At 45.4% G+C, this 26,884-nt stretch carries 28 protein-coding genes and 1 riboswitch; of the genes, 9 read left to right on the top strand and 19 right to left on the bottom strand.

All coding sequences use genetic code 11. The features are described from left to right. The first annotated feature begins 165 nt into the window (after positions 1-165). Together rnc and QUB13_RS21475 are read left to right on the top strand one after the other, a co-directional pair. Positions 166-876, top strand: a complete 711-nt coding sequence (rnc, locus tag QUB13_RS21480; RefSeq protein ID WP_333384585.1) for a ribonuclease III — start codon at positions 166-168, stop codon at positions 874-876. A 366-nt stretch (positions 877-1,242) separates the two neighbouring features. Then, complete coding sequence (locus tag QUB13_RS21475; protein WP_333384533.1) at positions 1,243-2,322, top strand: Gfo/Idh/MocA family protein; 1,080 nt, start codon at positions 1,243-1,245, stop codon at positions 2,320-2,322. A gap of 114 nt (positions 2,323-2,436) precedes the next feature. On the opposite strand, the gene QUB13_RS21470 is transcribed toward QUB13_RS21475, so the two are convergent. Further along, entirely contained in the window at positions 2,437-4,488 is a 2,052-nt protein-coding gene (locus tag QUB13_RS21470) for a sensor histidine kinase (protein WP_333384528.1), read from the bottom strand. A gap of 218 nt (positions 4,489-4,706) precedes the next feature. Beyond that, the gene (locus QUB13_RS21465) at positions 4,707-5,156 is read right to left on the bottom strand and encodes a hypothetical protein (RefSeq protein ID WP_333384525.1); all 450 of its coding nucleotides are present in this window, start codon (positions 5,154-5,156) and stop codon (positions 4,707-4,709) included. A 20-nt stretch (positions 5,157-5,176) separates the two neighbouring features. Here QUB13_RS21465 and QUB13_RS21460 point away from each other — a divergent pair, with 20 nt between their 5' ends. Beyond that, positions 5,177-5,830, top strand: a complete 654-nt coding sequence (locus QUB13_RS21460; protein WP_333384522.1) for a class I SAM-dependent methyltransferase — start codon at positions 5,177-5,179, stop codon at positions 5,828-5,830. On the opposite strand, the gene QUB13_RS21455 is transcribed toward QUB13_RS21460, so the two are convergent. Next, positions 5,831-6,064 carry a hypothetical protein gene (locus QUB13_RS21455; RefSeq protein ID WP_333384519.1) on the bottom strand — a complete coding sequence of 78 codons (234 nt, stop codon included), beginning with the start codon at positions 6,062-6,064 and terminating at the stop codon, positions 5,831-5,833. A 354-nt stretch (positions 6,065-6,418) separates the two neighbouring features. On the opposite strand from QUB13_RS21455, the gene QUB13_RS21450 reads away from it, so the two are divergent. After that, positions 6,419-6,676 (top strand): DUF2811 domain-containing protein, encoded by a 258-nt coding sequence (locus QUB13_RS21450; protein WP_194012004.1) that lies wholly within the window; start codon positions 6,419-6,421, stop codon positions 6,674-6,676. After that, the gene (locus QUB13_RS21445; protein WP_333384516.1) at positions 6,673-6,996 is read left to right on the top strand and encodes a hypothetical protein; all 324 of its coding nucleotides are present in this window, start codon (positions 6,673-6,675) and stop codon (positions 6,994-6,996) included. The genes QUB13_RS21450 and QUB13_RS21445 overlap by 4 nt, the downstream gene beginning before the upstream one ends. 118 nt (positions 6,997-7,114) lie before the next feature. Here the strand turns inward: QUB13_RS21445 and QUB13_RS21440 are convergent, their stop codons facing one another. The 5 genes from QUB13_RS21440 to QUB13_RS21420 all read right to left on the bottom strand — a co-directional run bounded on the left by QUB13_RS21440 (position 7,115) and on the right by QUB13_RS21420 (position 12,296). Next, positions 7,115-7,807 (bottom strand): response regulator transcription factor, encoded by a 693-nt coding sequence (locus tag QUB13_RS21440; protein WP_333093320.1) that lies wholly within the window; start codon positions 7,805-7,807, stop codon positions 7,115-7,117. 105 nt (positions 7,808-7,912) lie between these two features. After that, positions 7,913-10,105 (bottom strand): tetratricopeptide repeat protein, encoded by a 2,193-nt coding sequence (locus QUB13_RS21435; protein WP_333384513.1) that lies wholly within the window; start codon positions 10,103-10,105, stop codon positions 7,913-7,915. 429 nt (positions 10,106-10,534) lie between these two features. Then, entirely contained in the window at positions 10,535-10,702 is a 168-nt protein-coding gene (gene psb34 / locus QUB13_RS21430; protein ID WP_015177107.1) for a photosystem II assembly protein Psb34, read from the bottom strand. Positions 10,703-10,771: 69 nt separating this feature from the next. Beyond that, the gene (locus tag QUB13_RS21425) at positions 10,772-11,803 is read right to left on the bottom strand and encodes a thiazole synthase (RefSeq protein ID WP_333384510.1); all 1,032 of its coding nucleotides are present in this window, start codon (positions 11,801-11,803) and stop codon (positions 10,772-10,774) included. Continuing rightward, a complete protein-coding gene (locus QUB13_RS21420) occupies positions 11,778-12,296 on the bottom strand; it encodes a hypothetical protein (RefSeq protein ID WP_333384508.1) in 519 nt (172 codons plus the stop codon). Before QUB13_RS21420 ends, QUB13_RS21425 begins: the two co-directional genes overlap by 26 nt. Positions 12,297-12,341: 45 nt before the next feature. Between QUB13_RS21420 and QUB13_RS21415 the strand changes: the two genes are divergently transcribed. After that, positions 12,342-13,094, top strand: coding sequence for a Crp/Fnr family transcriptional regulator (locus QUB13_RS21415; RefSeq protein WP_333384506.1), 753 nt, complete (start codon positions 12,342-12,344; stop codon positions 13,092-13,094). A 260-nt stretch (positions 13,095-13,354) separates the two neighbouring features. Here QUB13_RS21415 and QUB13_RS21410 read toward each other — a convergent pair whose 3' ends face one another. From QUB13_RS21410 to QUB13_RS21390, 5 genes are all read right to left on the bottom strand, one after another. Further along, a complete protein-coding gene (locus QUB13_RS21410) occupies positions 13,355-13,690 on the bottom strand; it encodes a cupin domain-containing protein (RefSeq protein ID WP_333384503.1) in 336 nt (111 codons plus the stop codon). Positions 13,691-13,704: 14 nt separating this feature from the next. Further along, the gene (locus tag QUB13_RS21405) at positions 13,705-14,484 is read right to left on the bottom strand and encodes an SAM-dependent methyltransferase (RefSeq protein WP_333384501.1); all 780 of its coding nucleotides are present in this window, start codon (positions 14,482-14,484) and stop codon (positions 13,705-13,707) included. A 273-nt stretch (positions 14,485-14,757) separates the two neighbouring features. Further along, on the bottom strand, positions 14,758-15,867 hold the full coding sequence (locus QUB13_RS21400; RefSeq protein WP_333384500.1) for a fatty acid desaturase: 1,110 nt from the start codon (positions 15,865-15,867) through the stop codon (positions 14,758-14,760). Positions 15,868-15,995: 128 nt separating this feature from the next. Further along, entirely contained in the window at positions 15,996-16,451 is a 456-nt protein-coding gene (locus tag QUB13_RS21395) for a hypothetical protein (protein WP_333384498.1), read from the bottom strand. Further along, entirely contained in the window at positions 16,441-16,623 is a 183-nt protein-coding gene (locus QUB13_RS21390; RefSeq protein WP_333384493.1) for a hypothetical protein, read from the bottom strand. The genes QUB13_RS21395 and QUB13_RS21390 overlap by 11 nt, the downstream gene beginning before the upstream one ends. A gap of 300 nt (positions 16,624-16,923) precedes the next feature. Further along, positions 16,924-17,068: riboswitch (cobalamin riboswitch) on the bottom strand. A gap of 333 nt (positions 17,069-17,401) precedes the next feature. On the opposite strand from QUB13_RS21390, the gene QUB13_RS21385 reads away from it, so the two are divergent. Continuing rightward, positions 17,402-17,869 (top strand): hypothetical protein, encoded by a 468-nt coding sequence (locus QUB13_RS21385; RefSeq protein WP_194011988.1) that lies wholly within the window; start codon positions 17,402-17,404, stop codon positions 17,867-17,869. 260 nt (positions 17,870-18,129) lie between these two features. Here the strand turns inward: QUB13_RS21385 and thiO are convergent, their stop codons facing one another. Together thiO and QUB13_RS21375 are read right to left on the bottom strand one after the other, a co-directional pair. Continuing rightward, positions 18,130-19,218 (bottom strand): glycine oxidase ThiO, encoded by a 1,089-nt coding sequence (thiO, locus tag QUB13_RS21380; protein ID WP_333118858.1) that lies wholly within the window; start codon positions 19,216-19,218, stop codon positions 18,130-18,132. Between the two features lie 214 nt (positions 19,219-19,432). Beyond that, on the bottom strand, positions 19,433-19,771 hold the full coding sequence (locus QUB13_RS21375) for a 2Fe-2S iron-sulfur cluster-binding protein (RefSeq protein WP_194066975.1): 339 nt from the start codon (positions 19,769-19,771) through the stop codon (positions 19,433-19,435). Between the two features lie 117 nt (positions 19,772-19,888). Between QUB13_RS21375 and cimA the strand changes: the two genes are divergently transcribed. After that, positions 19,889-21,502, top strand: coding sequence for a citramalate synthase (gene cimA, locus QUB13_RS21370; protein ID WP_333384491.1), 1,614 nt, complete (start codon positions 19,889-19,891; stop codon positions 21,500-21,502). Between the two features lie 277 nt (positions 21,503-21,779). Here the strand turns inward: cimA and QUB13_RS21365 are convergent, their stop codons facing one another. From QUB13_RS21365 to QUB13_RS21350, 4 genes are all read right to left on the bottom strand, one after another. Next, positions 21,780-23,990, bottom strand: coding sequence for a peptidase domain-containing ABC transporter (locus QUB13_RS21365; protein WP_333384490.1), 2,211 nt, complete (start codon positions 23,988-23,990; stop codon positions 21,780-21,782). A 133-nt stretch (positions 23,991-24,123) separates the two neighbouring features. Further along, the gene (locus QUB13_RS21360; RefSeq protein ID WP_333384489.1) at positions 24,124-24,315 is read right to left on the bottom strand and encodes a hypothetical protein; all 192 of its coding nucleotides are present in this window, start codon (positions 24,313-24,315) and stop codon (positions 24,124-24,126) included. Positions 24,316-24,460: 145 nt separating this feature from the next. Further along, on the bottom strand, positions 24,461-24,652 hold the full coding sequence (locus tag QUB13_RS21355) for a hypothetical protein (RefSeq protein WP_333384482.1): 192 nt from the start codon (positions 24,650-24,652) through the stop codon (positions 24,461-24,463). Positions 24,653-24,822: 170 nt separating this feature from the next. Beyond that, positions 24,823-25,047 carry a secretion protein HlyD gene (locus QUB13_RS21350; RefSeq protein WP_333384479.1) on the bottom strand — a complete coding sequence of 75 codons (225 nt, stop codon included), beginning with the start codon at positions 25,045-25,047 and terminating at the stop codon, positions 24,823-24,825. A gap of 580 nt (positions 25,048-25,627) precedes the next feature. Between QUB13_RS21350 and QUB13_RS21345 the strand changes: the two genes are divergently transcribed. After that, positions 25,628-26,743: an HlyD family secretion protein gene (locus tag QUB13_RS21345; RefSeq protein ID WP_333384478.1), complete on the top strand. Its 1,116-nt coding sequence runs from the start codon at positions 25,628-25,630 to the stop codon at positions 26,741-26,743. Positions 26,744-26,884 lie beyond the last annotated feature (141 nt).

Here is a 26,884-nt window from a genome sequence, read left to right as displayed (position 1 = left end):
CAAGTGAGATATAGCAATTCGATCGCGTTGTGAGGTATGCGGGCTGCTTCCTGTGCCCGCGAGGCTTATGCGCGACAGATAGCCTCATGTTACCGAGACTCGGCTATAGATTTCCAATTCCCAATTCCCAATTCCCAATTCCCAATTCCCAATGCCCAATTCGCTATGAATATGCTTTATCCTGGTCGCCAAAAGCAACTTGAAACATTAATTGAAAAGTTGGGACTGTCGAAGGATGCTTCGATCAAATGGCATCTCGTCGATTTAGCTTTGACTCATGCGAGTGCGTCTGCTAAGGCAAATTACGAGCAGCTAGAGTTTGTCGGCGATGCTGTGGTGCGGCTGGCTGCGTCTGAATTGTTGTTTGAGATTTATCCTGACTGTACGGTGGGGGAATTTGCGGCTATTCGATCGATCTTGGTGAGCGATCGCATTTTGGCTACAATCGCTGAAAGTTACGGGTTCGATCGCTATTTAATTGTTTCCAGCAGCGCCGCCGCCGACAAAACAGGTGCTGTTCCCAGACTGGCCGATTCTTTGGAAGCCTTACTCGCCGCGCTTTATTTGAGCGCCCAGACTTTAGAATTAATTCGCCCTTGGTTAGACGGTCACTTTCAACGCCTAGCGGCGGAAATTCGCAGCGATCCGGCCAGGCAAAATTACAAAGCTGCTCTTCAAGAGTTGACTCAAGGCAAATATAAAACTTTACCCAAGTATACCGTGGAAGAAACCGGAACTGTCCAGGGCGGCGAGGATCGTTTTACGGCAAAAGTTAGTATTCAGGGAGAGTTGGTAGCAGAGGGAAAAGGTCGATCGATCAAAGCAGCAGAACAAGCTGCGGCTCGCTCCGCTTTCAATAAATTAGTCAGTTGTTAGTTGTTAGTTGTTAGTTGTTAGTTGATAGTTGATAGGGGCGGTGGATGGTGCGTGCCCGCCCTCTTAGTGGTTAGTTGTTAGTTGTTAGTTGTTAGTTGTCATACCAAATCAGGGTTTTGGATACCTTTTATGAACCAGTCGGCGTAGGCCGACTTTGTTTGTATAGACGCGGTTTCAACCGCCGAATCATCAAGGGGTATGTTACCCAAATTTAGTAGTCAGTAGTCAGCAGTCAGTAGTCCTTAGTCAGCAGTCATTAGTTAGTAGTTAGTATTCATTGGGCAGTGGAAGTTTTACTATTAAATAACACCAAATAAATTAGAAATTATGCTATAATTGCTGTGCGATTTTTAAAATTTATTATTAATGAAAATCGGAATAGCTGTATTGGGTGCGGGCCGCTGGGGAGTTAATCTCATTCGCAACTTTATCGAACATCCCAACAGTCAAGTTTTAGCGGTGGTAGATCCGAATCGAGATTCATTGATGGCTGTCCAAAAACAGTTTAATTTTAATGAGTCCGTGATTCTAACTACCGATTGGTCGCAAGTGCAAGAATTGCCGGGACTGGATGCTGTGGCGATCGCCACTCCAGCTTCCACACACTACACCCTCGCAGCCACAGCCTTGCAAAAAGGCTACCACGTCTTAGTAGAAAAACCCCTCGCCATCAATCTCAGTGAAGCAATAAAACTGTGCCAATTAGCCGAAAAACAGCAGCGGCAACTCTTCGTTGACCACACTTATCTGTTTCATCCAGCAGTCGATCGCGGCCAAAGAATAATTCAACAGCATCAACTCGGAAAATTGCGCTACGGTTACGCTCAGCGTACTCATTATGAACCAGTGCGGCACGATGTTGATGCCCTTTGGGATTTGGCCATTCACGATATTGCTATTTTCAACACTTGGCTCCAACAAACTCCTATTCAAGTCACAGCAACGGGCACTGTATTTCCGAAGTCACAAGTCACAAGTCAGAGGGAAGAAGCAATAAATCCTTCAGAAAAACTAGCAGATTTAGTTTGGGTAACGCTCACCTATCCTGACGGATTTCAAGCACTTATTCACCTGTGCTGGCTGAATCCCGACAAACAGCGGCGCTTAAGCGTTGTTGGTAGTTTGGGAACCTTGATTTTTGATGAAATGTCACCGGAAAGTATGCTGATGTTGCAGCACGCTAGTTCAAATCGGCGGGGGGAAGAGCATAATGTTTGCGAAAGTGCGATCGCGCCTCGGCCCACTACTAACATCCAAAGTCGCGAAATATTAAGTTTAGAACAAGTAGAACCGCTGCGGCGAGTGTGCGATCGCTTCCTCACCTCCGTGCAAACAAATACGCCTTGTCCTACCTCTTCCGGCAATGCTTCCGTCGAATTAATCCGCATTCTCAGCGCTTTGAGCAAATCTTTGGAACTCGGCGGACAGCCCCTGATACCATTTTAGATTTTAGATTCTTCGATTTCCCAAGCAAACAAGCTTTAGATGAAAGAGGCTGAGCCTCGTAACGAGCAGTTGAATTGTCATTCCTCATAGTATTCACCCGAAATGATATACCTCCTAATTTTTTAAATTTCCATTTTCTGTTACCAAATCCTGGCTGTTAAAATAAAAACTTGACTGATGGTTTACAGGCAAAGAAATCATCACCGAAGTACCTTGATCCACACCCGCGCTCTGCAGAGTAATGCGGCCGATCATAGATTCCATTATTCTTCGGGAAATAGCCAAACCCAAACCATTTCCGCCAAACTTGCGAGTTGTGGAACCATCAGCCATCACAAAAGGCTGAAACAATTTTTGCTGCTGTTCGGGATCGATACCAATTCCGGTATCTTTAATTGTCACCACTACCCAATCGTTTTTACTGCTACTATTACCGATCGCACTTTCCGGTACACTACCGTTAAAACCACCTGAATGATTACTCGATTCTAACCGCACAGATATAGTAATACTGCCAGACTCGGTAAACTTAACAGCATTGCTCAAAACGTGTATAAACACCTGTTTTAGCTTCTCAGGATCGGCATGAACAATAATCGGATCGTGAGGTTCGGGCAAGCTTAAATTCAAACCTTTTTCTTTAATTAGAAGTGCTTGCAAATCAATTGCATCTTCAAGTACCTGAGTAATATCAACTACTTCTAACATCAGGGAGAACGTGCCGGATTCTATTTTAGCAATGTCTAAAATATCATTAATAATATTCAGCAATTGCATTGACGAGTCGTGGGCGCGCTGCAAAAACTCCATTTCTTCCTCTCGGTCATCGCAGTAGCCGTCTCGCACAATTTGAATAAAACCAATAATCCCGTTGAGCGGCGTTCTCAGTTCGTGAGAAATATTGCCCAAAAATTCGTTTTTCAACTGATTGGCAACTTGCGCTTCCTTGGTTGCGACTGCCGATTCTCTGGCCGATTCTCTCAGGCTCTCCACCATGCTGTTGAGTGCTTCTGATAGTTGATTGAATTCCCGAATTTGGAAATTTTGGGGCACTGCCTGCGGCGCTTCTGTATCCACTGTCAGCGCGTAGTCTCTCAGTTGTTCCAAGGGACGCGCCAAGTCGCGAGACAGGTATAAAGTCGCGACGATGCTAGCCGCAACTAAACCGATGATTAAGTTAAATAAAACTTGCTGAATTTCTTCTAAGCCTGAGAGAGCGTAATCTAAGCGAGAGACAGCTAAAATAATCCATTTAGTGTTCTCTTTTTTACTTAAAGGGCTGGGGATGGCAGCGTATCCTGCTAGCAATTCTACGCCATTTCTTTCAAAGGAAAATAGGTGGAGAAAAGCTTGTCCGCCGGCGATCGCCCTTCTGACAATACTTTTTAGTCGATCGGCATCTGCCTCCGCGGCAATATTGCGGCCGACGCGGTTGATATTCGGGTGCGCCAAAATTGTCCCGTCTTGGTCGATCGCCACCGTATAGCCGGCTAGAGAACCCTTGGGAGCGCTCGTTTGCACCGGCAGAGCCGACTGCAAACTCAAAGCATAACTCAACTTTCGGCTGTTGCCGCGACCAATGTAAACAGGAGCGCTCAACACCAAACTGACTCGGCTGTCGCGGGCTTCTTTACCCGTACCTGAAAAATCTTCCTCACCCAAAGTCATCTTGTCGCCGTTTGCTCTCGGCTTTTGTTGATTCGGCCACAACAGACTGATGTAAACGTTTTTGTCGTCCTGGAGCGTTTGCTGCTGCTGCACTCGCGGCCAAAAATTGGTAGGTAGCGCCTGAATCGGCTGTTGCCCGCAAGTGCTCGCCATCACTTGATTTGTCTGTAAATTAGTCAATTGCAAGCAATCAACCTGAACTGGCAACCGCTGCCCTAATTGCGCGATAAACTTTTGATAATCCTTTGGCTCTACAGACTGCAACATCGAATTTTCCGAAGCGCCGATTAGATTCGATTTCAGCGATTTCGCCCACTGTTCAATTGTTTCGGCTTTTCTGCCTGCACTTTCTGTCAAGTTTTGGCGAGCGGTTTCCAGAAGCGTCGAGCGTGCCTTGCGATAGGTAACATACTCCCCCACCAGTAGAACAGGCACGCTGAGCAACAAAATCCGCGACAGTAAAATACGGCGAAAGGAGGACTGACCTAGCTTAACCATAGGACATTTCTAAATTAAGGTGCGACGCTCAACAGCGATCGTAGTGCAATAAGCCAGATTGAAAGTGCGAATCTGCCTAGGGCAATCTGCTGACGGGACAACACAGCTTCAGAACAACATTTAAACACAATTATAGAAGCCACTGTATTAATGTCGATACTAAGTGTACCCACTTAAAGATGCTCAGCAATTTGTTTGGCAGATGCCTGTGATTTCAGTCACACTTCCCTCTTGAATTTTCCGATCGACTTGCACCTGATCGCCCAGGCAAAATCTTTCAGGCGAGAAAAAGCGCGATCGCTGACAGAGCGCTGTTGGTTGAAGGTAGAATCCCACGGATCTGCTCGCCAGGCCGAAGTTAATAGGCCAAAAGTTTTGTTTCCGGCTAGTGTATGGAGAGAATTCTGGATCGATCGCACTTTTTGTTTCCGAATGCCATCTGGCGACGGGCTCCCGGAGCAGAGATGGGATCGGCCTCGAATCGGGGATTCGAGATTCTGCACCCTGTGAATTTTTTTTGGCACATCCGATCGAGCCGGTGACAACAATCCACCTGTCAAACAAAAAGAATGAGACGATCGAGTTGCCGATCGACTCTCACAACCAGCAGGTGGCGAACATTTACCCAAACAGTACACCCGCGCCCGGTAAATTTGCAATCTCGGCAATAGTATCCATAACTTAATTGATGAAAAAAAACTCTAGCAACTATACGTATTATTACACAAACAACCGTCCCAGATATCATCACGCTTATTTGATATCTCCCCTTCTAGAAATGCTGGCGACACTTCAGGAAGCCAGCCAGACAAAACTCCGAGTTTTGGATCTCGGCTGCGGCAATGGCAGCCTCAGTCACGTCATCGCACAGCACGGCTGCGAAGTTGTCGGCGTTGACACTTCTGCACCCGGAATTGCCATCTCCAGTCAAAGTTTCCCCGACTGTCAGTTTATCCAAGCCGATATTTACGAACTCCCCGATACCGATATGCTGCACTCATTCGATATTGTCTTAGCCGTTGAAGTAATCGAACACTTACTTTATCCAAAAGAACTGGCAAAAAATGCCAAAAAATGCCTCAAACCCGGAGGAAGGCTAATTCTTTCCACACCCTATCACGGCTATTTAAAAAACCTAGCCTTAGCTGTGACAGGCAAACTAGACAAACATTTTACCGTACTTTGGGATAACGGTCACATTAAATTCTTTTCAGTAGAAACCCTCACCAAATTATTGACCAAGGAAGGATACACCGATATTCAATTTAAATTCGCAGGTCGGTGTCCCTATCTTTGGAAATCAATGTTGTGCTCTAGTAAAACATCAGAAAAACCTGAATAATTATAATTTTTTGTCGGTGAGTGGGAGAATTGGTGTTTTGCTATAAAACACGCAAGAGCTACCTCTAACTACAACAAGACAATGCTTTTTATCAAGCCCCAGATGCCCCAAGGCCTTCGGGAAGAAAACACCAATGACCGATGACCCATGACCGATGACCGATGAATAATTAATCCCCTTTGCAATTCTTATTTTTTCCCAGACTTTTCCCTCAACATTCCACAGCGTTTCCACAGGCAAGTCCGAGGTTTTCCACAGATTTGAAAAAGTTTTCCACAGAAATTAACGGCACGGTCGGATCTTGCTGCGGAATTGGGGATTTTGTTAACCTGCCGCCAAATCCCTCAGAAAACTTCCCACACATAAAGATATGTAACAAAAAAAGCCCTGAAAGGCTTATTTATTGGTAAATATTTTTTTTACATAAAGGAGTTTGTAATATTTCGCAACATTGACAAACCCGCCTCCTGATACGCACAATGATGCGACCGACCTAAAAAAAAGCGCTCTAATTTCGGCTGTGTCTGCACCTGTATCCAGCCGAAAGGGGGGTTCTATTTTCAATTTATTAGCGAGACTAAAAAAATGATGAACCCGACAGTCAGTATTTTTGCCGAAATTCCCGAAACGCTGCACGATTCTCTCAAAATTTATCTGGAAACTCACCCCGAATGGGATCTAGACAGAGTATTCTCGGCGTCTCTGTCGCTGTTTTTGTTGCAGAATGCCGATAGCGGTACACCGGAAGCTTCGCGCAGTTATCGCCAAGCTGCGAGAGTTTATCTCGAAACTCTGTTTCAGTCCCCTCAAGACTTGCACAGCAATAATGTAACTCCGTCTTCGTGAAGGAGAGAGGGCTCGATTCGGCTTGCTTCGGCTATGTTATTCGGATAAGTCGCTCGGAGGGTAAAGATGGGAAGATGGGGGGACGGGGAGACGGGGAGAGTTTAATCGACAACCTTCGAGAAAAATGCTTGAGAAATGCGGGACAGCTTACCGATTCCCGATTCCCGATTCCCGATTCGCTAATCTGCAAGGGTTTAAAATCTTTGCCGGGGCTGTATTTGTGCAGCAACTACCTTGGAGGCGTGGCTTTGGGAGATTGCGTCCGCAGGGGTTTTGAGCGGGCGCAAGAAGTGGGCGAGTATTTGCAGCAATCAGATTAGTTCGTGCGTGCGGAATGCGAGTCCGCACTACGAACCGTTTTTATAACGAGTAGATCGATCGAACACCAGCGGAATTAGAACTCGTGAACCCGCCCCTAGAGCTTTGTGCCGAATGTTGTTAGGTTGTGGGTTCAAACTTGTAACCCACCCGCCGGACAGTTTGAATCATCGAAATTTGATTGGTATCTGGCTCAATTTTGCGGCGAATTTGACCGATATGGACATCCACCACGCGCTCGGCTCCTACATATTCGTAGTGCCACACTTCTTGCAGCAATTCCGCTCGCCTCCACACGCGACCGGGTTTGCTGGCCAAACAGTACAGCAAGTCGAATTCTAAAGCAGTCAAAGCCACTATTTGATTGTTGAGAATCACTTCGCGGCGGACTGGATCTATTAGTAGCTCCCCAAAGGTAAGACTTTGTTGCTCAGTGACAGTAACTGTGCGTTTGCGCCTCAAAATTGCTTCAACGCGAGCTCCTATCTCCACAAGACTAAAAGGTTTAGTAATGTAGTCGTCAGCACCTTCGGCAAACCCTTTCATTTTGTCAGCTTCATCGTTTCGGGCAGTCAGCATCAACACAAACACGCCCGTCCGTCTTTGCATTTCTTGACACAGTTTGTAGCCAGTAGTATCGGGTAAATTTACATCTAGAACTACTAAGTCAGGATTGAGTTGCTCAAATAATTCCAGACCTGTCTGACCGTCCTCGCCAGATTCAACTTGATAACCTTGCTGGCTTAAAAAACGGTGAATTAAATTTCGGATTGCTGGGTCGTCATCAACCACAAGGATTTTTACAGGGGCCATGACCACAACTTTAATTGAAGAATTAGGTAAGAATATTCAGCCATAATAATAGAAAACTGGATACAAATCTAGAAAAAATTGAGCTTTTAAGAGTTATAGCCGTATTTATAACCTACGCAAAATTTCTGGCAATAAATCTCCGGGAACTTTGGATAAGGCTAAATTTTGGCCGGCAAGCCCACATTCGCTATAGAAAGCTCGAATCGTTTTAACAATATAGCTTAATGCTGTTTGCCGGCAATCATCAGCGGCTTGGGAATTGGCTGGGGGTTGCAGGTTGAGTTTATCTCCATATATTAACCCTTTGTCGTTAAGATGCTGTCCCCATTCGGCGCACACTTGCAACAGGTGGTGCAGTGCTGCATCTAAATGGCTGGTTTGTGCGGCTTTGTTTAGGGCCAAATCTGGGGCTGTGGCTAGTTGATAGTGGGCTAGTCCGAGATTGTTGCGGGCGGCAAGAGTGTCAAAGGTGAGTTGGGCTCGATCGAGTTTTCGGGCGATATCCAAGGCGGCTTCGTAGGCGGTAATCGCCTGCTGCAATGAGTCGATGCGGGCTTGTTTCTGCTGGAACTGGTTCGCCAAATGCCAGTAAGCCGTAGCGAGATTGTTGTAGGTGGCGGCTGCGGCGGCTGGTACCAATTCTCGGGTGCGGTATTTCAAGGCTTCGCGGTAGGCCTCAATCGCCCTGACTAATAAAAGTTCTGAGGGTTCGTGCTGGGCGAGGTTCCAGCAGGCGGTACCGAGGTTGTTTTGGACTCCGGCATAGTTGAGGGGTTCTCGTTCTGGACTGTAGCAGGAGAGGGCTTGGGTGTAAGCTGCGATCGCGCTTTTGAGATAGACGATGGGTTCACCATCTTGGGCTAAATGCCAGTATGCTGTCGCCAAATTATTCTGAGCCGCAGCGCACTGCTGGGGCTCCGTCGCGGGGTCTAGATCCAGCAGCGCTTGTTGGTAAGCTGCAACTGCTTGCTGCAAGTTCTGCGTCTTGTCTTGATAGCGGGCTAAATCTGCTAAGGCGATGCCCAAATTTTTGTTCAATCTGACGCGGGTTTGAGGTGCGCTCTCGGCATCTGTGCGGTTCAAACCTTCAATGTAGAGGGCGATGCTGCGTTCGAGGCAGGATACGGGATCGGGGACTTCCACACCGTCGGTGCGATCGCGCGACAGCATCCAGTAAAAAGTGCCCAGATCGTTGATCAAATCGTCCATCGGCGGTAAGCTGTTGGACTCCTCGGCGTATTGAGTTAAATTTTGTGTCAATTGGGAGATCAGCCGCGCGCATTCCTCAGTTGGTGGTTGATTTTGCTGCGAGCTCGCGTCGAGTTCGAGGTATGCAATCACTTGCTCGATCGCGCGAATGGCGATTGTCAAGTTTTGTGGCGAAGACTCTCCGCCCAGAATCCGATCGCGGTAGTAATTCCCCAAACTGTGATAAGCCAAAGCCAAGGCTTCGGAACAGCACTGATGTTCTTGCAGCAATTCGATGTATTGCAAGGTTTGCAGCGGCAGAAAATTGTCCTCCGATGCGGCATCACCCTCTGCTTCCAACTCATCCTCCGAGGCCGTCGCTAGCACCAAATCTGCCAGTTCGATAGATTTAGCATCTGGCGCTGGGAATGATGCGGAATCGGGAATTGAGGATTGTTCGGACTCTGGCGATCTTAAAAGTTGGTCGCCGGAGTCTCCGTTGTCCCGCAAGTTGCCCAAGTTTTCGGAGTTCCCGAAGTCCTCGGAGCGGCCGAAGTCTTGCTTGGCTGGAGTCGGTTCGCCTTCAAACTCAAATACTCCGGTTCGCCACTGCCAAAATTCCGGGGCCGATTGCTCGATCGAACTCAGCCAGGGGCGCGACACCCACAGCAACAAAGTAGACTCGCACATTTGCAGGTGTGCTTCGATGTCCCTCAAATAGCTCAGGAACGACCACTGGACGGCTGCTGAATGCCTGGTCAGGTGTTCTGCCCCCAGAATTTGAAATCCCGGCAAAGGGCTGTAGATGCCCATATTTTGGGGCGGTGGGTGTTTGGTCAGCCACGCGGCTAGCGAGCCCCAAGGATTGGGATCGTTCAAGTCGAGTTCCAAACTGACAAATCGGGGATAGTCGATCGGGGAGCGAGGATTGGAGCCTGCGCTTTCTGCGGTTAATTCTGCCTGCAAGCGAGCTGCCAGACAGTCCCGCAAGCACAAGTCGTCGCAGGCGGCAATAAAAATTTGACGGCGTAAGTTGAGGTCGATCGCCTGTTTCAAGCGTTGGTATATCTGCTTGTTCGAGCTAGAAACTTTTTGGGAAGGAATAGACATCACGGTCAGCCGATTTTAGATTTTAGATTTTAGATTTTAGATTTTGGATTTTAGATTGTAGATTTTGGATTTTAGAGTTGAGAGTTAAAAACTCGATCGCTCATAACTCGCAACTAAGCCCCGAAGGCAGTCAATCGCACCGATGATGACCAAAGGATTGTAGATTTTCAATTGACAATTTTATGTTTGTGACGAACTCGTCTGATTAATTGCAACCCAAGTCCCTGAAGCCGACAGCAGAGAGTAAAAACCCAAATTTCTGTTTGTCTTATTTAGCTTTCGAGCTCGCTCGGTACGCTTCAGGATTGTCACAACTACCTGCTTTGTATTGAAACACAAAAACCATGTTGACCTTGGTTGGAAAACATGGTTTGCTGAAGAATTATTTTAAATTGTGATTTGAAGCAGCTTTGAGTGTCAGGGCAGTTTTCAGACTGAGGCCGCCACAAACACCAAACCGGCCACTAACATAGCTGCTGCAATACCCATGATGATGTAGTTGCGTTGCTGATTTTTGTTGGGAGGTACGGCTTCATACACCTTCGGCTCTTTAGCAAAGTTGTTCAGGCGTCCATCGTCATCTTTGATGTAAGGCATCAGTCACAATCCTTAATATTTTTGATGTTTACAACTGTACCAAAAAAGCGCCCTGGAAAATTCGGGAATTTATTTTGAGGTGACAGTACCTGTTTGGGGGGAAGAGGCGATCGCGTAATCTTTGACTGGCATTCTTCCTGCTAAGTAGGCGATCCGTCCGGCTTCTGCCGCCATTCCCATTGCTTTTGCCATTGCTGGAGAATTTTGGGCATTGGCGATCGCCGAATTAATCAGCAGTGCGTCAGCGCCCATTTCCATTGCTCTAGCAGCTTCGCTGGGGGTTCCGATCCCCGCATCCACTACCACAGGAACTTTTACCGTGTCAATAATGATTTGAATGTTGGCGGCATTATTGATCCCTTGCCCGGAACCGATGGGCGAAGCTAAAGGCATCACAGTCGCACAACCGACTTCTTCGAGGCGTTTTGCTAGTAGCGGATCGGCATTGATGTAAGGCAAAACGGCAAAACCTTCTTTGACTAATTTTTCTGCTGCTTCCAAAGTGCCGATCGGATCTGGCAGCAAATATTTAGCATCGGGAATCACTTCTAACTTGACAAAATTATTATCTTCCTGTCCCAAAAGCTTCGCCATTTCCCTGCCCAAACGAGCCACTCTAATCGCCTCATCTGCAGTTTGGCAACCAGCAGTATTGGGCAGCATCCAAATTTTAGTCCAATCCAGAGCCTCTGCCAATCCTTCATGACCGGGAGCATTTGTCTGCACCCGCCGCACGGCTACAGTCACAATTTCGCACCTGCTAGCATTGACACTTTGCTGCATTTCGGCAATGCTGCGATATTTTCCAGTCCCCGTCATCAAGCGAGAATGAAAAGTTTTGCCAGCAATCACCAGAGGTTTATCAAAAGATGGAGTTGCTGTATCTACGGGATAGCCAAAAATGCTGTACTCAAGTGCCTCTTCCCAGTTTTTTCTGCCGCCCATCATTTCTTCAAGCTGCCAAGCTTCTTCAATAGTTAGATCGTCGTGGGTAACAGCAGATATAATTTGCCCTAAAGTAATTAATTTAGCATCTCGCGGCATATTGTTCTGCAATCCCCGCCCTACAGTCTCTTTAAATTCGCTGAAATGATCTTCCATTTTTCCACTCTTCCCTTGTAATGATTTGAATCTGTTCGCTGTTAACAACAAAAAATATTTTTTGAATTTGCTTTTCGGTATCCCAAAACAGAGCTTGTTTGATGCCAGCGTTGATTTTCCAGACATCGTAATTTTCTCGGTTGATGTGAAAAATAACGGTTGCTGCACCTTGCTTTTTTGCTCTACTGATGCCTTCTTGCACTCTGTCTCTGATGTTTTGGGTCTGTTCTGTCAACTCCTTAAATTCGCAAATCTGACCGTCTATCTCAGCATCTGGCGTTCTCACACCCTCTGCTGCTTGCTCGCTCAACATTTTAACTCTCATCCCTATTTTAGCCAAAACTTCAGCAACAAAGATTTCCGAATTATTAAGATTGTGTTGTTGGTGGATGAGGACAAATCCGCCAGCTACCTCATCAAAATAATATCGCTGATATTCGGGTTCTGCATTTTCGTAGATGGCTTTGCTTGTCTGGATATATTCTGAATTCACCGTTATTATACTCTGAATGGACTCCGATCGCCTAAAGTTAAATGTATGAAAGCAACTGTCGAGCAACTGGCCGAAATTGGGATATTTGCCAGCTTAAACCGAACTGATTTAGAGCAATTGCAAGAACATACAGCAATTCGGACTTACCAACAGGGAGAAGTTGTGATGTATGAGGGCGATCGCATCCCCGAAAAATTATACACGCTTTTGAGCGGTTCTCTGCGGGTGACAAAAACAGCGGTGGCGGGCAAAGAAACTATTCTCCGCACTTTATTTCAGGGAGATATTTTTGCTGCACCTGCTTTGCTGGGTAACGGGATTGCGCCGGCAACGGTGACTGCTGAAACTGATGTGCAAGTTCTTACCACAGAACGGGAATTTTTGCTAGCAGCAATTCGGCAAAATCCTGAGATTGCTTTGCGAATCTTGGCGGTTTTTAACCAGCGGTTGCAGCAACTACACGAGACTGTGCACGGTTTGGTGTCGGAAAGGGCGATCGTGCGGCTGGCCCGATTCATTCATTACTTTAGCGTCGAGCAAAATACGAAGATTGTAGATAATAGTGTATGTTTAAAAAAACGTTTGCCCTACTATCAAATTGCTCGCAGCATTGGCATTACCTATGAAGAATGCGTGCGGTTGTTTAAGAAACTTAAGCCGTTTGTATCCTACAGTCGAGGCGGTAAAATTACTGTTTTGGATTGGCAGAAATTAGAGGATATTGCCTCTGGAGATGAAATAGATAATACGGCGGTTGAAACCGCGTCTACACAAACGATGTCTGCCTCCGCAGACTGAAAATTAGATAATTTTATTTTAACCACTCATTCTTCAACCCGCGCACCATCCGGGTTTTGTTTGTGTAGCCGCGAATTCCATTCGCCTGGTCTTATTTTCTGAGATAATTCTTCAACCCGCGCACCATCCGGGTTTTGTTTGTGTAGCCGCGAATTCCATTCGCCTGGTCTTATTCTCAGTCCGCTATTTTAGGGTTTTGTTTGTGTAGCCGCGAATTCCATTCGCCCGGTCTTATTCTCACGAATTCCATTCGCCCGGTCTTATTTGCCCTCCGAAAATGTCAAAACAAACGCTAGATTTTCTTCAGCTTTCAAAGCGTGGGGCGCTCGTGCAGGCATGAATACAAATACTCCCGGTTCCAAAACTATATCCTTACCTTCGAGGGTCAAAACTCCTTTTCCTGCCACTACATTTATTGTAGCATTTCGCGCTGAATGGTGTTCTGAAATGTCCGAACCTGCTGCCAAACAAAGTAAAGTATGCTGACAATTATTGTCTTTGACTAAAATTTTATTCAGCACTCCGGTGGCGGGATATTCGATTGTGTCTCTCAGTTGGATTGATGAAGATTGTAGCGGTAAAATGGTAGCAGTCATAACTTTTTACTCCGTTAAGATTGTTTTTGAGCACAGATGATGATGTAGCCTAAATCCTGTTGGTACTTCTGGAAAACTCGACGCATTGCTAAGATGCGATCGCGAATTTGCGATCGGCTTAAAACATTCCACACAATCCGCACAGTACCCACAAAGCCTTCGTCATTAAGCATTCGCCGCAAGTTGAGAAGTCCCATCCCCCCGGTTTGATACTTTTCTACTTGCAAACCCGCGTTTTGACAAAGAGCAATCCAGCCTGACTCAGACAAAGGTGTTGAATTAACTCGAATCACTTCCGATAAAGCTTTGTGAATTTCTGATTCTCGGTTTTTGGCTAAAAGTTCGTGAGACAAAAACTTGCCACCCGGTTTTAGCCGATCGCCAATTCCTGATAAAATCTTTGCTTTCCCCGACGGCGACTGCATCGTCAGGATAGCTTCAGCCAACACCCAATCAAACTCTTGGGTAATCCGATCCAAGTGCAAAATATCTCCTTCGATAATTTCCACTCGATCGCTCAAACCCGCTGCTGCAACGTTAGCACGGGCCCGCGCCACACTGTCGGGATTTTTTTCAACTCCCACTACTTTTACACCAAAACGTTCTGCAAGGGCGATCGAGCTATATCCAAAACTCGCCGCCAACTCCAAAACAGTATCCCCAGGCTTAAAATCCGCCAATTCTAATAACATTTCTGTAGCAGCTTTTCCCCCCGGCCTCAGCATTGTCTTACCAGCCGCAGCCAGCACTACATGGCCCGGCGCAGTCTTAAAATTGAGAGTAGTATCGGTCATTGACTTGAACTCCTATTTAAGCTTACCCTCAGCTTGCCAGATTCTCCCAAATCTGTCTATGAGCTAACTCATATTCAAATTATTGTAAGGTGCGTCAATCTCCTGTATTTTTGAAAATTATCCCAAAAATTTCGAGAGGCTGACGCACCTTACAATAGCGGGAACTCACCTAATTAATTAGGAAAGTCCCAGTTGCAATTGATCTCACTAGCTGCACCGCTAATCCTAGGATTTGGGCAATAAACCAGCACCCAAATTCAATGCGATCCGATTTTAATTAGCTACAGGGCTGAAGAGATTTTCTTGTTTAAATAATGCGATCGATTGCAGACTATCGGAATCAGCATCCCAAAGAATGAACTTGAAACAATCAGGTATCTCCCGAATTGTCAGAATTCTGGAATTACCAAGCAGGTGAATATTAGCATTGTGACACGCCCGAAGATTGTAATTGGGGATACGCTCAGACAGATGATGAATATTGTGGTAAGCAATATCAGCCGAAAACCAGTTGAGAATAGTTGGTAATTTTAGGTAACTACTGCCTTCAATTGCACCCATAAGGTAGTCCCAACCCTCTGTTTTATGAGCATAGGAACCCTCAAAATTATGCTGGACAAAGAAAATACAGATAAATATCGCTGCCGAACAGGTCATGACAATTGAGTAAACACTCCAGAAAAAGCCAACCCCAAGTAAGTTGCTGAGATAAATCCAGCTACCAACAACACAAATATTGTTGAATAGTAAATCCCAAAATTCAGCCGTGGTATACCAATGTTTAGATTTATAAGAAGCAATGATTGCAGATAAACCCATACCAAAATCTCTATTTAGACAAGCAAACATATGTCCTATAAAACCACTAATCCCCAATATCAGCGCTAATCTGGGCTTAATAATTAGATAGAAGAAACCACCAGGAAACAGCATCAATGGATGTCTGAGTAACTGATAAATCTTTTGACGAAATGGACTTAGCGCCGCAAATTGTTCGGTGGATATCAACGCCGAAGGGCCTCGGTACATATCCCAATTACCATTGTGTTTGTGGTGATAAGCGTGTCCCCTCGACCAGGGGTACTGAGGAATCGCATTGATGATACCTAGCAGAAAACCCACGGTGCGATTGACTTTTTTGGAACTAAACAGAGAATAGTGCCCGCAGTCGTGCATCAAAGAAAAACAACGGCCAGAAAAAAGTGTCATTAACACGATTATCGGTGGTAGAAGCCATACAGAAATTGCAGCAGCTTTAAATGCTAAAAACCATAAGAATGTATAGGGAATTACTGTATTGAAGATTTGCCAAGTAGCTTTGAAATTGTTGCTCTTCATGTAAGGAGATAGCACAAAATCCGACTTTTTGATCGCGCTTTTCATTCAGTATGTTTCTAGTGTGGATAAGTGCTGAACAGAGAATTAGAATGGGGTATTTTGCCCTTGTAAAAATAAGTTAATGGCAGTTTTATTTTAACCCATGCTTAATAAAGCTGCTGACAATATTGAGTTCATTGTCTTCTCATTTGGCTTGTATTGTACAGTTGAAATTCAGCCCAACACTGACGTACTTGGTCATAACAATCAACCGGAGGAATCGCCAACCGTTGCAGCAAATCGATTTCTATTTGACCGTCACCTGTTAGCAGGATAATAATTTCTTGGGTGGGATTGTAGGTGGCAATGATTTGAAGCAAATTTGAAATGGCGGATGGCTCTAATTCGAGTCGTCGTAGATAATCTGTTACTGATAATTCAGTGATGAATTGCAAGTAATGCGGAATTGTATCAACCTGCCAATTCACAGGTGTATTGACGGGCAGACTTACATCACAAACCGCCATACCTCGACCAACGGTTAAAAATCCATTCCAAGCTGTGTATCCAATTGTCAGCATATTTTGGTGGATGAACTGATTCTGCCAATAACCAAAGCTACCTTGTCGCTTGTTATCTTCAACTCGCATTGGTTTGATTCCCCAGCACTTTAGCATATTTCACCAGATTTTTCAGCGAGGGAACAGTCGAAAATAAAGCATCTGTCTCTAATTTCCCACTCGCAAATGCTTCGAGGGCTTTCTTAACTTCCAGGTTTTTACCAATCCAATGATATCTCAATGTCTCAGCTAGAATCGTCATAACTCCACTTACTTCAATGATTAAATTTGTGAAAATTGACAGCAAAAATATACTGAGACTGAGTTCAAACAGTTACAAAGTATGATGATTTTACCGTAGAGTAACGACAGACTACACGGAAATAGTTAGCGATGGACGATCGCCTATTATTCACAGTCACGCAGAAACTATTACCGACTAAAATCTATCAGAAATAAGCGAAATCTAATCAATATCGTTCTAAGTCAATAGATCGATCGCCATAATAGATCAATTTTGAGAAAGCTGAATAAACCATCATCTATGCCTCGTAGACGAAAAAGAACAGGTTTGCGATCGGCGGGCCTTCTGACTAAGAGACTCTATAATCTCATCACAGTTGCGGGACAGCGCCGGATTTACGCCGGACTTTCCCCGTTTCTTCCAACGGTTGCTTTTGGTTGGAACCGATTTTTGCACATCCATCAGGTTATCACAATTATGACTTGTTTGCATAAAAAACTGTGAAACGTGCCACCAGCGCCACAAATCGCTACTGTTTAGGGGCCAAGCTGTAACTCGATCGCACTCTCAAACATTCAGCGAGTCCCATCTTTTTATCCGTTGGGAGGGTGATGCGGGCGATCTCAGTTTTGAATTTGTGCGAGCTTAAGAGCTCGCGAGTTGTACAATACGCTAGCTCTTAAGCTCGCACGCTCAATAAAAAAATGCTTTTTGCAAAACCGAGATGCTCGCGATCGTTCTTTGTGTTCGGAGCTCTGACTTGCTACAATTTAGTCGCACGTAACTACAAGGGATTATGACCGAACTATTAGATGAGACGCTTTCTATTGAAATCGCCACTCGCATCAAAAGCAACCGCAAAAACTGCTTTGATAACGCTTCCAAAGCAGCATTAACCACCGAAGGCGCAGTCTACGTCCAAGGATTTTTAGCTGCACCCGGATCACCTTACAAACCCATCGAGTATAGCTGGATTGAACTCAACGAGCGAATTGTTGACCCAACTTTTCCGCATCTCGGCTTCAGCGCTCAAGACATTCATTACTTCCCAGCCCAGCGATGGAGCGTTAAGAAGCTCAAAGCAATTTTAGATGAATCAAAAGAAGATTATCCAGAAGATGACCCGCTACCGGTTTACGGAAATCAACCCTATGAATATTACGGCGATGTCATGTTAGGCGGTAAAGATTACCAAAATGCTTACGATTTGGCTGCGCTTAAATGCAGGGAATTGAACCTACCCAAAAAACCGGAATTGAACTAATTCACGACTTACTAAAAAATGGTTTTATATCAAATTTGGTAGCATCGGAACGATTAAACCGCGAAGACTCTTATAGCGCGTAAGAAAGACGTACATCTTCTGATTTCTCTGACTTCGCGTTTTTAGCGTCTTCGCGGTTCATTCGATCTTACCACCTATTAGTTATCATTCTGATACAACCGAATTTGATATTACACACTTACAACGGCTGACAGAAATTAAGTTTGCAGCATTCGGTTCCTGCGAACCGACTTGATAAATCAGGAAAATGCAAATCTAGAATAATTAAAAGCAGACAATAACGGATCTAACTTTTGTTCCAACATCAAATCAGCTAACAATTTAGCCGTCACCGGAGCCAACAAAATACCGTTGCGATAATGCCCCGTCGCCAGCGTCAAATTCTCCCAAGCACTCGCACCCAAAATCGGCAACTCATCAGTCGTAGCAGGCCGAAATCCCCACCATAACTCCAGAATTGGATAATTTTGTAATTCTGGATATAACTGCATAGCTCCTGCTAGCAAGCTTTGGATTCCCGCCGCAGTATTTCCCGAAGTAAAATCCACATTTTCGCTAGTTGCACCAATAATAATTCTCCCATCTTGACGCGGCACAATATAAATGCCGGTGCCGAATAAAACTGTTTGCAGCGGCTGAATGATTCCACAATTTTCTGGGACGCATACCGACAGCATTTGCCCCTTTCTGGGAAAAATAGGAACATTTAACAACTGCTCAGACCAAGCTCCAGTCGCCAAAACATAACGGTCAGCTTGCAATTTTCCTACCGTTGTTTCAATACCAAAAATTCGATCTTGCTGCCTAATAATTTGCCCTGCACTGCCTTGAATAATATTAATTTGCAATTCTTTGGTTGCAGTCTGAAGTGTCCGAAATAAAGCGCGGTTGTCTACTTGAGCATCGTCAGGATACCACCAACCACCAATTACTTCTTCACCCAATCCTAACTGCTGCTGGCGAACAGCATCTCTGTCCAACCATTGAGAGTTGAGGTTTGACAAAAATGGCTGTTCTTGAAACTCATTTTTACACACAGGCGCGAGAATTCCCGATCGCCAATATCCCGTTTTCAATCCAGTCATCTCTTCTAGCCGTTCCACCCAGGCTGCATACAGGGCGCGACTTTGCAAGCACAAATCCAGCATCGGACTGGGGGGAATCCGTTCGGCTTGGGGGGCGAGCATTCCGGCTGCAGCCCGCGCCGTCGGTTGTTTAGAATTGGTGGTGAGAACGGCGACAGATGCCCCTCGCAACTTCAGTTCAACTGCTAGCGAAAGGCCGATGATTCCGCCGCCAATAATCAGAATATCTTGAGATGAATTCATTGACTTTTATGTGGACTTTCTGGCTGGTTTTACCTCTGGGTCTTCTGGTATTTTTTATTGACCGCAGATCAAAAGTAGATAAACACAGATAAACGCAGATGCTTTTTAAGATTGTTTATGACTTTGCTAATGCAAATGTCTTGAGAATTTTTGGGCAAGTCTTACATATTATCTTGCAAGCCGATCGGGCGATCGGCCTTTTTTCACAAAAAATCTATGCTTGCGGTTTCCAGACAGTTTCCGAGCCCTGGCCCCAAAAACCATCATATTTTGTCACCTTAATATCGCCTAAAACCTTAGTTTGGCAGGACAAACGGCGGTTCGATGCGGGAGAATGGGGAGGAAGCGAAAGTCGGGCTTTTTCGCGCCACTCGGGCTCGGAAACTTCACCCTCGATGCTGACGGCGCAGGTGCCGCAAGTGCCTAGCCCGTGGCAGTTGATGACTTTGGCGTTACCATTGTAGAGATCGATGCCGTTTTTGAGCAAAACTTCACGGAGATTCGATTCGCGATCGCACTCAAATGTTTTTCCTTGCGCTTGTACCTTAACCACAGCAATTTACCCCAATTAGATTTATGTTAATTTTCCTATATATTATCGCATTTATTTCAAATAAATTCATCTAATATAATAAGTCATATCTTACCAAATTCTCTATCCCAATTCCCCATGACAAATCGGCTCTGGATCTACGATACCACACTGCGAGACGGCGCTCAGTGCGAGGGACTGTCTCTATCTCTCGAAGACAAACTGCGAATTGCCCGTCAGTTAGACAGTTTAGGAATTCCCTTTATAGAAGGCGGCTGGCCGGGAGCTAATCCTAAAGACGTACAGTTTTTTTGGCGGCTCAAAGAAGAGCCACTAACTCAAGCAGAAGTTGTAGCTTTTTGTTCCACTAGGCGGCCGGGAAAAACCGCAGCTAATGATGAAATGTTGCAGCCTATTTTGTCGGCCGGTACTCGTTGGGTAACGCTGTTTGGTAAATCGTGGGATTTGCACGTTATTGAAGGTTTGAAAACGACCCTAGATGAAAATTTGGCGATGATTCGAGATACCGTTGAATATTTGCGGAGTCAGGGAAGGCGCGTTATTTACGATGCCGAACACTGGTTTGACGGCTACAAACACAATCCCGATTATGCTCTTCAAACTTTAGCAGCGGCGGCGGATGCCGGTGCAGAATGGCTGGTGCTTTGCGATACTAACGGCGGCACTTTACCCCACGAAGTAACTCAAGTAGTTCGCGATGTCTTAGCATTTTTAGCAACAAAAAGTACAACATTTTTACACTTAGGAATTCACACTCACAACGACTCGGGAGTTGCGGTTGCTAATGCTTTAGCTGCTGTGCAGGAAGGCGTGACGATGGTGCAGGGAACTATTAACGGTTACGGCGAACGCTGCGGCAATGCCGATTTGTGTTCTTTGATTCCTAATTTTCAGCTTAAATTGGGTTATAATTGCATTAAAGACGAGCAATTAGTTAAATTAACTCAAGCCAGTCGATCGATCAGCGAAATTGTCAACCTTGCTCCCGATGACCGCGCTCCTTTTGTCGGTCTTTCGGCTTTTGCTCACAAAGGCGGCATTCACGTATCGGCTGTTGAAAAAAATCCGTTAACTTACGAACACTTGGAACCCGAAAAAATTGGTAATATACGACGAATTGTGATTTCGGATCAAGCTGGTTTGAGCAATGTCTTGGCGAAGGCCCGCACTTTTGGAATTGAACTCGATCGCAAAAATCCTGCTTGTCGCCAAATTCTGGAAAAATTAAAAGCTTTGGAAAGTCAAGGATATCAATTTGAAGGCGCTGAGGCGAGTTTTGAATTGTTAATGCGGGAGGCTTTGTCACAGCGCCAGCGGTGGTTTGAAATTAAGGGATTTCAAGTACACTGCGATAAGGTTGGCGAAGATTGTACGGCTTTAGCAACTGTCAAATTGTCAGTCAACGGTACAAATATTCTGGAATGCGCGGAAGGAAACGGCCCGGTTTCCGCTTTGGATTCGGCTTTACGGAAAGCTTTGGTGAATTTTTATCCGGCGATTGCACATTTTTATCTGACAGATTACAAAGTACGAATTCTCGACTCTGGTGCGGGTACTTCTGCTAAAACGCGCGTTTTATTGGAATCGAGCAACCGCCAGCAGCGGTGGACAACTGTAGGGGTTTCTACGAATATTTTGGATGCTTCTTGTCAGGCGGTTGTTGAAGGTTTGGAGTACGGTTTGGTGCTGGACAATCAAGAGGCGATTCCCCTAGTTTGTCGGGTTCATTAACTAAGAAGATTGGGCGGTGAGATAAAAGACCGGGCGGTTAGAAACCGCGTCTATACAAACCAAACCCGCCTCCGCGGGTTGAAGATCAAAAGACTGGGCGGTTTCTAACCGCGTCTATACAAACCAAACCCGCCTCCGCGGGTTGAAGATGAAGAGTCTGCGGTTAAAATTACCTTATTCTCTTCAGTCCGCGGAGGCGGACTTCGTTTCTGTAGGCGCGGTTTCAACCGCCGTCTTATCCGTATTGATTTTCCACTGACGCACCCTACAATTTTGTTTAAGGATGCAAAAACTCTAAATGATCTCCGGGAACAGAGCGCAATCTAGCCGCCGATCCTTGCACTTTCAACCTGCCGCGTTCTAACATGATAATCCAATCGGCGCGATCGATCACTCGCGGCCTGTGACTGATAAAAATCGTGGTTTTCCCGTGCCGGTACATCAGCAAATTTTCCAAAACTTCCGCCTCGCTGGCGGGGTCTAGCCCTGCGGTAGATTCGTCTAAAATCAATACTGGCGGGTTGTTGAGAATGGCGCGGGCGATCGCCAATCTCTGTCTTTGTCCCCCAGAAATATTAGCTCCAAACTCCCCTAAAACAGTTTGATACTTATCAGGTAATTGGCTGATAAACTCATCAGCCCCCGCAAGTTTACACACTTTCACAATCTGTTCAAAGCTAGCATCTGGACTCCCCAAACGAAAATTATCTATAATCGAACGGCTCCAAAAATGCGCTTCTTGAGGAACTAAAACCACCTGCTGTCTGAGACTGTCTAGAGACAAATCTTGCAAATTGTAGCCACCAATTCTCACATTACCCGATTGCAGCGGATACAAACCAGCAATTACCTTAGCAAGTGTACTTTTTCCGCAGCCAGAATAGCCGATTAAAGCAATTGCTTGACCCCCAGGAAACGTCACAGAAAAATTTTCCAGCAAGTCAAGTCTACCGGGGTAGTGAAAATTCACATTCTTGCAAACAATCTCATCGCGACCTTGAATCGTGACCGCAGGTTTATTACTATCATTCTTAGTTTCCGGCGCAGCATCAATCACTTCTGAAAGCCGTTGAGTTGCTGTCTTAACGCGAGTCATTTCATCACTAAATCCGACTAAAGAAGTCACCCAAGTAGTAACGTTTTGATTCATACTAATAAACGCCAGCAACTGACCGATACTCAATACCTTGTCAATCACCAAACCGCTGCCCAACCACAGCAAAGTAATGCCACCAGCAGAAGCAATAAAACCCGAAAAAATATTATTGAGGATGCCAATTTGTGTAGTGCGGAAAGTTAGATTTGCTAAGCGACCGAAGCGGCTTTGAAATTCCTCCCAAAGTTGCTGGGCGCTGCTAGTAGTTTTTACAGTCAACGCACCTTTAAACGTTTCGACTAAAACGCCTTGAGTTTCTGCTTCCAGCACAAATAGAGACCGCGTTTTTTGCTGCAGTGCGGGCAGAAACACAACTGTAGATGCAGTCATCAATAGAGCGATCGCTGTTGCAGCCAACGTTAGTTGCGTGCTGTAAAATAACATAAAAATAAAAGAAACTACCGCTATAAAAAATTGACTGGGCAAGCTGATAGCTACTTGAGAAACTAATTTATTTATTTCTTGGATATCTTGTAATCTACTGACGATTTCGCCGCTGCGTCTGGTTTCGTAAAAGCTCAAAGGCAAGCGCAGAAATTTGCGCCCAAACTCCATCACCAATCCTAACTCTAAACGCTGGGAAAATTGAGCAATTAAGTTTGACTCAACTAATCCTAAACTGCTGCTAAAAAAATTCATAATTATAACTGCGATCGCCACACTTGCCAAAAGTTGCGTGTCGCCCCGCACCAGGATGTCGTCGGTGAGCAGTTGAACTAAAAAAGGCGACGAAATCGACAGCAAACCCAACACTAAATTCATCAACAATGCTTCGATTAAAATGTGGCGGTAAATCCCAACCCGGCGCATCCATTTTTGTAAGGAATTGGCGGGCGGTTGACCGTCTGCTTCTGCAAAAAACCGCTCTGGATCTGGGTCTACTAGCAAGCACAGCCAATCTGTCCAACCCGCTGCTAATTCTTCTTTAGAAACATAGCGCAGACCAATGGCCGGATCGGCGATCGCATATTTATTGCCCTGTTTTCCGTACAAAACAACCCAATGATACCCGCTCCAGTGAATAATTGCCGGCAAAGGTGCTTCATCAATTTTATCTAAAATAGCAGCGGCTGCTCGCACGGATCGAGCATTAAAGCCGATCGCCTCAGCCCCCTGTTTCAAACCCAGTAAAGTCGTTCCCTTTTGACCGGTACCGGCAAATTCTCGCAAGCGGCTAATTGTAAAATTCTGTCCGTAATATTTGGCGATAGAAGCCAAACAAGCCGCCCCGCAATCTTCTTCGCTTTGCTGGAGAACAACCTGATATTTCTTAAACCTGTTTACTTGTCCGAATAATGGCATTTTGCCGATCAAAGGAATATTTTTTAACATTTTGCCAATTGAATAATGAGTAGAGCATAATGAACACTACTCCTCACCCACTACCCAATCAGCAAAAAGCACCCATAAAGTTATGGGTGCTTTTCAATCAAGAGTTAGAGAGCTGAATTCACAGCCCTAAACTTTATGAGTAGCCGTAGCGGACTACTCTTCTGAAGGAACCGTCGCAATTCCGGCGGTAAACTACCCAACTGCGGCGGCTTCCACGGTTACAGTCGTTGTAGCGATTATTGGCATAATAGTAACCGCCGTTGACGCTAGCTGATTCTTCAGGGGTGAGTTCAGCAAACAGTGAATTTTCCTTAGTGTCTTTCATGATTTGACTCCTTTCAAGATTAAAAGTTTTTAACAGAAACTAGAAATTATTTAAAATTTCTACAGCCTCGCTTAAATAAAGCACCATGAAATTATGGGTGCTTTCTCGATCGACAGTTAGAGAGCTGAATTCACAGCCCTAAACTTTATGAGTAGCCGTAGCGGACTACTCTTCTGTATGAACCGTCGCAATTCCGGCGGTACACTACCCAACTGTAGCGGCGCCCACGGTTACAGTCGTCGTAGCGATTATTGGCATAATAGTAACCGCCGTTGACGCTAGCTGATTCTTCAGGGGTGAGTTCAGCAAACAGTGAATTTTCCTTAGTGTCTTTCATGATTTGACTCCTTTTAATTTGACAAGATGGAACGAGAACTATAAGTTTTATAAGTTTTATATAGCCTCGTGTAATTACTAACTAATAGTTCTTTAAGTGCTGTGCGAGTTCCGGAATGTTACTGAGATATTTTCCAAATTTCTTTCGATCGCGCTACCAGACTCACCTATCTAGACTATTAGGGTTTTGTAAGGGCGCGATCGGTTCGGATCGTACAGATACAACTGGTTCGGCTGCGGCATGAAAAACAGCATATTGAGGTCATTGCTGCTGTTTTCGCTCCCGCTGTTGCTGTTATTAATGCTGACACCGCTGGTAGAGCTGCCACCGCTGACAGTAGCCGATTCTCGTTCGGTGATCTCGGTAAAGAATGAATTTTGTTGATTTTCCGGCATGAGGAACTCCTATTAATACCTATGTACTTACTTACGTACATCTCCCCAAAAAACCGGGTAACAGCGCCAAAAATCATTACTGAAATGTCCTATTTTCATGAATGTTGCCCGCTTTGTCCACCATTCTTGATGTTTGGGGAAATTTGCGGGTGGGGACAGCAAAGCTGTGCGGATTTTGACCTTGACCCCGTGAATTTTGATTTATATAGTCCTGGACGCACTCCTTGTCAGATACCGGATTTTTTGACGAAAATCTTTGGTTGCAGCCCGCAGACTCGATCAAAAACCCAGTTTCTTCGGGCTTGATTGGTAAGCCGTATTAGACTTCTCAACCTATCCTTGGTATCCGGAAAACGGAAAATAAATATGACAAAAAAAATAAACGATCGCTCTCTTCCTTTTCATTTTACTATTTGAAATGAGAGATGAAAACATTGAAAATAACGGATTTTATAAGGATTTAGAGCTTGTATACAGTTGCATTGTTTTTTAGAACTGGTATCAAAACTCAAAACTATCCTCCTCCCCCCAACTCAAAACTCAAAGCTCAAAATTATTCCTCTCACCCCCAGCACCCACCATGTCTCTCACTCCCGAACCCACACCCGCTGAAACCTTTAATAACGACCAGTTTTTGCCCCCTGTCAGCCGTTGGACAAGTTTGGGGGGAATTTTGATGGTGGCCACCTTTGGCGGGGCGATCGCCCTGGCTAGTGTCACCAAATACAGCGCCACAGTCAAAGCAGAGGCGATCGTCCGTCCCGCCGGAGAAGTGCGCGTCGTGGAAGCGGCCACCGAAGGAACCGTCGAAAGCATTGCTGTCAGCGAAAATCAGACAGTGAAAGCCGGAGATGCGATCGCAGTTGTAGACGGTTCGCGTTTGGGCGATCGAAACAAGCAATTCCAAGAAATCATTAATCAGTCTCAAGCAGCAGCACAGCAAATCAACCAGCAACTGCGCGACTTAGAAAATCAAATTTTGGCCAGCGCGCAACTTAAAAGCATCCAAAGCGGAAGTTCCGCCGAACAGGAATTAGTCGAATCCGCTTTAGTCAAAATCGCCGCATCGCTGCCGGATGTTGCCGAGAAACTGGGTAGAAGTCGGCGGGTTTTGCTCGTCAAGCGATCGACCATCCAACAACAATTGACTCAAGCTAAAAAACAGCTAAATCAAGTTGAGTCACAACTCAAAAATAGCGTGATCCGCGCCCCCGCTGATGGTACAATTCTCAAATTGGAAGTACAAAATACCGGTCAAACCGTACAAGCCGGAAGTGCGATCGCCCAAATCGTCCCCAGCGACGTACCCCTGGTAGTCAAAGCCAAAGTCACATCCCAAGACATCGCCCGCATCCAAATCGGCCAACCCGTACAGATCAGAATTTCCGCTTTACCCTTCCCCGACTACGGCACATTGAAAGGAACAGTCAGCGCGATCGCCCCAGATGCGATCGCCCCTCAAAATCCCGCCAATAATTCAGGTGGATCTTATTACGAAGTTGCAATCAAGCCAGAACAAACTTATTTAACAAAACTCCAATCCAGCAGCGGTCAATTCTTCGGAAATTCCCAGGCAAATGTCCCCCGCCAGTATTCAATTCAATCGGGAATGGAGGGCAGAGCCGATATTATCACCGGTCAAGAAACAGTCCTCACATTTATTTTACGCAAAGCCCGGTTGCTGACAGATTTGTAATTAGTCATTAGTTATTTTGAGACTGCGGTTGAAACCGTACACTCTTCAACCCGCGAAGGCGGGTTTTGTTTGTGTAGACGCGGTTTCAACCGCCGAGTCTTTGTTTGTGTAGACGCGGTTTCAACCGCTGAGTCTTTGTTT

The sequence above is a fragment of the Microcoleus sp. B4-D4 genome, from assembly GCF_036705185.1.
Classification (GTDB): Bacteria; Cyanobacteriota; Cyanobacteriia; order Cyanobacteriales; family Microcoleaceae; genus Microcoleus.
This window is presented reverse-complemented; position numbering and strand designations above follow the sequence as displayed.